The sequence below is a fragment of the Streptomyces endocoffeicus genome, from assembly GCF_016741935.1.
GTDB lineage: Bacteria > Actinomycetota > Actinomycetes > Streptomycetales > Streptomycetaceae > Streptomyces > Streptomyces endocoffeicus.
Map to the genome: position 1 here is coordinate 1 of NZ_JAERRG010000086.1, position 8,006 is coordinate 8,006.

Sequence of the window (8,006 nt, forward strand, 5' to 3'; positions counted from 1 at the left end):
GCGGCACCCCGCAACCGCATCACATCCACCGAACCCTCGAGATCGAAGACCAGCTGCACCATGTACACATCCGGCGCACCATCGTCATAGACCGCGTGGAACAACAACCCCTCCTGCAACGGGGTCAGTGGCAGGATGTCGTCGGCCTCCGGAACCAGTGCCTCGACGCGTTCGATCTCGGTTTGATCGAGCGGGATCAGCGGCACGTCGGAGGGTGTGCGGCCACCGGACGTGGGATGCCTCAGATGGGCGATCAGTCCGTCCACGGCCGTGCACCACGCCTCGGCGAACCGGCTGACCTCCGCTTCCGTCATCAGGTGGCCGGCCCAGGCCCAGGTCGCCGTGAGGCGCGGGCCGTCGGGGGTGTCCTCGGTGAGTGCGTTGATGTCGAGGCAGTGGGTGAGGGCCAGATCGGGGTCGGAGCCGCCGCCGAGGGCCGTACTCTCCTTGGCGTAGGGCCAGTTGGCGGATCCACTGCCGGTGTACCGGCCGAGGTAGTTGAAGCCGATGCGCGGTGTGTTCAGCGCCGCGAGCTGGGGCCCGGTGCGGGGGTTGAGGTAGCGCAGCAGACCGTAGCCGATGCCGTGGTCCGGGACTCGGAGCTGTTCCTTCACGCGTTTGAGTGCGCCGCTCAGGCCGGCGGCGCCGGTTGCCACGTCGGTCCAGTCGACGGGGCCCGTGTCGAGACGTACCGGATACATGCTGGTGAACCAGCCGATGGTGCGGGTCAGGTCGAGGGCCTCGGCGATGTCCTCGCGGCCGTGTCCCTCGACGTTGACCAGCAGGGCGGTGGCTTCGGCGGTGCCGTAGCAGTGGGCCGCGGCCAGGACCAGGGCCGTGAGGAGCACATCATCGACCCCCGCGTGGTACGCGGCGGGTACGGTCGTGAGGAGGGGCTCGGTGCGTGCCGGGTCGAGGACGACGGTGAGCGAACGCAGGCTGCGCACATCGTCACGGGCGGGGTCGAGCGCGTCGGTGGCCACGGTGAGCCCGGGGTCCCTGGTCATACGGGTCCACATGTCCAGCTCGTCTTCCCGGGCGGGGTCGACGGCCTGGTCGGCGAGGAGTCGCGACCATCGGCGGAAGGAGGTGCCGACGGGCTGGAGTGCGAGCGGGCGGGCGGCCTCGAGAGCCTCGTACGCGGCGATGAGGTCGGGCAGCAGCACCCGCCAGGACACTCCGTCCATCACCAGGTGGTGGGCCAGCAGAAGCAGCCGGCCGGGGCGCCGGTCCCCCGCGTCCAGCCAGATCACCTGCAGCACGGTGCCGGAGTGCGGGTCCAGTCGGGCCTGGCCCGCCGCGCTCTCGGCCGCCACCGCCGCCCGCAGGTCCTCGTCGCCACCGCCGATCAGCGCGGTCCGGCGTACCAGATCCGCCGCCGCGATGGAGCCGGGCGGTGTGATGTCCAGCTGCCAGGCGTCGGCGCCACCGCCACCGGACCGACCGCCACCGGACCGACCGCCAGCGGAACGACCGTCACCGGGGCGACCGTCACCGTCCCTGTCGGCGATCCGCAGTCGCAGTGCGTCATGGTGGTCGATCACGGCCTGTACCGATGGGATCAGCCGGTCGAGTGTCAGCGTCGGTGGCACTTCCAGCAGCACCGACTGGTGGTAACCGGCCGTCGCCCCTTCGCGCTCGCGCAGCCAGTGCATGATCGGGGTCATGGGCAGTGTGCCCACTCCGTTGTCCTCCACGGCCGGGGCCTCGGCGGTCCGGGTGGCGGTGGCGGCGAGAGCGGCGGGGGTCTTGTGCTGGAACACCTCACGCGGCGTGATCACCAGCCCCGCACGACGAGCCCGGCCCACCAACTGGATGGACATGATGCTGTCCCCGCCCAGCGCGAAGAAGTCCGCGTCGGCAGGAACGTCGGGCAGGCCCAGCACCTGGGCGAACAACCCGCACAACAGCTCTTCCGACGCGGTGGCTGGTGTACGGCCGGGGGCGGGGGTGTGGTCCGGGGCGGGCAGCGCCTTGCGATCCAGCTTCCCGTTCGCCGTCAGCGGCAACAGCTCCAGTACGACAACGGCCGAAGGCACCATATGCTCCGGTAGCACACCCGCCAGGAACTCCCGCAACTCCGCAGCCACCGGACCGGACCCCGCCGTCGGTACGACATAGCCGGTCAGCCGCCGGTCCCCAGGACGATCCTCACGCACCACGGCCGCCGCCCGCGCCACCTGCGGATGCGACACCAGCGCCGCCTCCACCTCACCCAACTCAATACGGAAACCACGCACCTTGACCTGATCATCCACCCGACCGACGAACTCCAACCGCCCATCCACCCGCCACCGCACCAGATCCCCGGTCCGGTACATCCGCCCACCAGGCCCGGCGAACGGACACGCCACAAACCGCTCCGCCGTCAACCCCGCACGCCCCGCATACCCCCGCGCCAACCCCACACCCGCCACATACAACTCACCCACCACACCCGGTGGCACGAGCTCCAGCCCCTCATCCAGCACATGGGTGTGCAGGTGCGGGAGGGGTCGGCCGATCAGGCTCCTCGCCTGGAGCCCGGTGAGCTCGCGGTCGATCGGCTGGTGGGTGACGTGCACGGTGGTCTCGGTGATGCCGTACATGTTCACCACGACAGGGGCGTCGTCGTGGTGGCGGGCGTACCAATCGGCAAGGCGCGTGGGGTCGAGGGCCTCACCGCCGAGCACCACATAGCGAAGTGCCGTACCCACGCGTGGCCCGCCGCGTTCCGCTTCGGCCGCGATCAGTTGGTAAAGCGCCGAGGGGGTCTGGCTCAGGACCGAGACGTTTTCCCGTACCAGCAACTCCAGGAAGTCCGAAGGGGAACGAGTCACCTCCCTGTCGACCACGACGAGACGGCCACCGCTCAGCAGGGCTCCCCAGATCTCCCACACCGAGAAGTCGAACGCATACGAGTGGAACATGGTCCACACGTCGTCCGGGCCGTAGTCGTAGCTCCGCGCGATCGCTTCGAGCAGCCTCACCACGTTGGTGTGTGTCACCAGGACGCCCTTGGGCGCGCCGGTGGATCCTGAGGTGTAGATGGCGTAGGCCGGGTGCCGGGGATCGAGCGGGCTCGTGCGATCGCGGTCGGTGAGGTCGGTGGCGGACGCCTGGGCCAGGAGCTGCTGGGTGTGGTCGTCGTCCAGCACCAGCAGCTGGTCCGTCGCACCCTGGGGCATCCGGTCGGCCGTGTCCCTGGTGGCGAGCACCACCTCCGGGGCGGCGTCATCCAGCATGAACCCGATCCGGGACCTGGGATAGCGCGGATCGATGGGCACGTACGCCCCACCGGCCTTGACCACCGCCAGCAGCGCCACCACCATCTCCACCGACCGGGACACCACCAGCCCCACCCTGGACTCCGGCCCCACCCCCAACCCCACCAACACCCGAGCCAGACGATTCGCCCGCTCATTCACCTCCCCGTAGGAAACCTCACGCCCCTCGTACACCACCGCCACCGCATCCCGACCCCGCCGCACTCGCTCTTCGAACAACCCCGGCAGCACATCAACGCCCTCATCCGCAGCACCCGACGCACCCCCGCCCCACGCCTCCAGCCGCTCCCGCTCCTCCCCGTTGAGCACAGCGATCCGCCCCACCAGACATCCCGGATCAGCGGCCATCGCCTCCAAAACCCGCACGAATCGAGCCGCCAGGACCTCCACCGACTCCCGGTCGAACAGGTCGGTCGCGTACTCCAGCGTTCCGTGGATACCCGCGGGGCCGCCACCATCGGCATGTGTCTCGGCGAGCATGAAGGACAGGTCGAACTTGGCGGTGGCCATCTCGACCCAGAGCGGTTCGCTGGTCAGACCCGGCAGTGCGGGGCCGGAGTGGTGGGTGTTCTGGAATCCGAGCATCACCTGGAACAGGGGGTGCCGGGACAGGGAGCGGTCCGGGTTGAGCAGGTCGACCAGCCGCTCGAAGGGCACGTCCTGGTGGTCGTAGGCGGCCAGGTCCGCGTCGCGGACGCGGTGTAGGAGGGTGGTGATGTCGGGGTCGCCGGAGGTGTCGACGCGCAGCACCAAGGTGTTGACGAAGAAGCCCACCAGGTCGTTGACGGCTTCCTCGCCCCGCCCCGCGTACGGGGTGCCGATGGGGATGTCGTGTCCCGCGCCGAGCCGGGTCAGCAGCACGGCCAGTCCGGCTTGGACCACCATGAAGACGCTGACGTCGTGGGCGTGTGCCACATCGGCCAGCCCCTGGTGAAGCGCGGCCGGGATGTCCAGGTCCACGGTGCCACCGCGATGGCTCGCCACCGCCGGGCGCGTACGGTCGGTGGGCACGCCGAGCTCTGCGGGCAGGTCCGCCAAGGCTCGTTTCCAGTAGGCGAGTTGCCGTGACATCAGGCTGTCGGGCGTGTCCTCCTCACCGAGGACACGCCGCTGCCAGATGGCGTAATCGGCGTACTGCACCGGGAGCCGCTCCCACTGTGGTGCGCGCCCTCGGGCGCGGTCCGTGTAGGCGCGGGCGAGGTCGCTGAAGAGGGGGCCCATGGACCAGCCGTCGGCGGCGATGTGGTGCAGCACCAGCAGCAGTACGTGCTCATGGTCCGCCGTTGTGTAGATGCCCGCGCGCAGTGGCAGTTCCGTGGCCAGGTCCTCGAATCCCCGTCCGGCCTCGGCCGCGAGCAGCGCGTCCAGGTCCTTGGGGCCGGCGTGCGACATGCTGATCGGCAGCCGGGTGCGCGCGGTGTCGGCGTCGAGCACATGCTGCCAGGGCTGCCCCTGGTCGTCCTTCGGGTAGAGGGTCCGCAGGGCTTCGTGCCGGACCACGACATCGCGGAGTGCGTCAGCGAGCGCCTCGCGATCCAGGGGGCCGGTGATCCGCTGCGCGGACACGATGGTGTAGGTGGCGGACCGGGGACCCTGGATCTCCTGCATGAACCACAGACGCCACTGCGCATACGACAGCGGGATCCGTTCCGGTCGTGGCATCGGGCTCAGGGGCGGCCGGGTCGTTTCGGGGCTCGTTCCGTCGCCGAGCCGTGGGATCAGCTGGGCGACCGTGGGTGCCTGGAACAGTGTGCGGACGCTCAGCTCGGTGCCGGTCTCGGCGCGGATGCGGCCGATGAGCCGCATCGCGAGGAGGGAGTGGCCGCCGAGTGCGAAGAAGTCGTCGTCCACGCCGACCTCGGCAAGCCCCAGTACCTCGGCGAAGAGGCCGCACAGGGCCCGCTCCCGCGGGGTTCGCGGGGCCCGTCCGGTTCCGGCGGTGAACTCCGGGGCGGGCAGCGCCTTGCGGTCCAGCTTTCCGTTCGGGGTCAGTGGCAGCTCGTCGATCGCCATCACGATCGACGGCACCATGTGCTCCGGCAGCATGCTCCGCAGATGGGCCTGGAGTGCGGGGAGTAGCGAGTCGGTTTCCGGGCCGGCGCCCGGTTCGTTGGCGTAGGCGGTGAGCGGTCGCGCGTTCGCCTGGGCAGCGGCGACAGGCAGATCGACGACCGGCCGGTCCGGATCCTCGGCATCGAGCAGGAAGAGGGCGTCGAGTCGCTCGGGCTCTTCGGACCAGGTCAGATGGGCGCGGTAGCCGTGACGGGCGGCCAGCTCGTGCAGGGTTTCCACGTCGGGTGTACGCGGCGTGGCGGCGAGTGTCTGCGGTGTGGCGGCGGGTATCCCCGGCGTGGCGGCGGGTGTTCCCGGCGTGGCGGCGGGTGTTCCCATGTGCGCGCCGATGGTGGTGTCGGTGTCGATGGTCTGCCGGACGGTTTCCGGGGCGGTGCCGTCCTGGAACTGCCGTACCGCCGCCAGGTCGTCCATCAGCCGGGCGTTGGGGAGGTCCCTCACCCACAGCTTGTCGTGGCGCCGGGAGAGGAGTACCGCCAGTTCATCGGTCCGGTGCACATCGGTTCCCCAAGTCGCCGTCGGCGCTGCCTCGTCCGCGCGTACGGCGGTGACCGGCGCCTTGTGGAGCACCACGTCATAGCGGTACCGCGTCAGTTCGTTGCGGCTCTTCCCGCGCTTGATCCGGATGTCGACCGCCGCGATGTCCGGAACGGTGGCCTGGAGAGCCGGGAAGAACGCCGGGTCGATCAGCAGTTCCCTCTCGAGGGAGATGGTCTGCTCGATCGCCTTGCGGAGGTCCGCGCCCGAGAGCTCACCGCCGAACCTGCTGAGACCGGCCGCCGTGGCGAAGCAGCGGAGCAGGCGGAGATTGCGGACATCACCGAGGAACAGGGAGCCACCCGGTGCGAGCAGTCGCATCGCTCCGGAGATGACGGCGACGAGGTAGTCGACGCCGGGGAAGTACTGGATCACCGAATTGATGATCACGGTGTCGAAGTGGCCGGACGGAAGTCCGGTGAAGACGTCGGCGGGCTGGGAGGACAGCTCCACGCGGGCAGCCAGGTCCGGATCGCGATCGATCTGGTCCCGCAGCACGTCGATCACCGCGGAGGAGAAGTCCGTGGCCCAATACGAGTCGCACCCGGGCGCCAGTCGCCGCAGCAACAGACCCGTGCCCACGCCGATTTCGAGCACGCGTCGAGGCGCCAGTGCGGAGATCCGGTCCACGGTGGCCGTCAGCCATTCCCGCATCTCGTCGAGGGGGATGGGTCGACCGTCGTAGCTGCTGTCCCAGCCGATGAAGTCCTCAGCAGCGTTCCAGGTGGAAGCGCCTGTGGAGGCGTCGATGGAGTCCCCGGTGGAGGCGCCGGTGGAGTCCTCACGGAGAGCGGTGGCGGGGCGGTCTCCGTACAGCGACTCGTAGAAACTCTTCCAGTGGCCGATGTGTTCGTCCGCATGGCGCTCCGCCGACTCCTCGTGCCGTGACGGCTCGTCCCGGGGTGTGTCGTTCCGTGACGTGTCGTCCGGTGATGTGTCGCCCCGTGATGTGGTGCGCGGCGCGGGTACGGCGTAGCCGATCAGCCGCCGGTCACCGGGACGGTCCTCGCGGACCACGGCCGCCGCCCGCGCCACCTGCGGATGCGACACCAGCGCCGCCTCCACCTCACCCAACTCAATACGGAAACCACGCACCTTGACCTGATCATCCACCCGGCCGACGAACTCCAACCGCCCATCCACCCGCCACCGCACCAGATCCCCGGTCCGGTACATCCGCGCCCCGGACTCGGCGAACGGACACGCCACGAACCGTTCCGCCGTCAACCCCGCACGCCTCGCATACCCCCGCGCCAACCCCGCACCCGCCACATACAACTCACCCACCACACCCGGTGGCACGAGATTCAGCCCACCATCCAGGACGTACAACCGTGTGTCCTGGATCGGTGTCCCGATGGCCGGTGGCCGTTCCTCTCCCGGCTCGCACGGCTGGCCGGAGGTGTCGATGGTGGTTTCGCTCGGCCCGTACGAGTTGTAGAGCCGCACCCAGGGAAGCGTGGCGTGGAAGGTGTCGCGGACGGCCGCCGACATGGCTTCCCCGCCACAGACGACGTCACGCAGCGAGCGGCAATCATCCGCCACCGCGTGCCACTCCAGGAGATGCTGGAGGAGGGAGGGGACAGTGTGGACGACGGTCACCTGGTGGCGCCTTACGACCGCGAGAAGGTACCCGGGATCCGCGTGCTTGTCCGGGTGGGCCAGCACGATGGCTCCGCCGACCAGCAGCGGGCAGAACGCTTCCCATACGGAGACGTCGAAGCTCAGGGGTGTCCGCATGAGGAAGCGGTCCTCGGCGCTCCAGCCGAACGCCTTCACCCGCCACAGGAGGTTGTTCAGCAAGGACTGGTGCGTCACCACCACGCCCTTGGGGGTGCCCGTCGACCCTGAGGTGTAGATGGCGTAGACCGGGTGCCGGGGATCGAGCGGGCTCGTGCGATCGCGGTCGGTAAGGTCGGTGGCGGACGCCTGCGCCAGGAGCTGCTGGGTGTGGTCGTCGTCCAGCACCAGCAGCTGGTCCGTCGCACCCTGGGGTATCCGGTCGGCCGTGTCCCTGGTGGCGAGCACCACCTCCGGGGCAGCGTCATCCAGCATGAACCCGATCCGGGACCTGGGATAGCGCGGATCGATGGGCACGTACGCCCCACCGGCCTTCACCACCGCCAACAA

Annotated in this window: 1 protein-coding gene; it reads right to left on the reverse strand. The window is 69.6% G+C overall.

Annotation, left to right across the window (positions count from 1 at the left end; translation table 11 throughout):
* Window positions 1–7,997: non-ribosomal peptide synthetase (locus tag JK364_RS53590; protein ID WP_307841718.1), on the reverse strand; the 7,997-nt coding region annotated here is incomplete at its 3' end.
* Window positions 7,998–8,006: the final 9 nt, after the last annotated feature.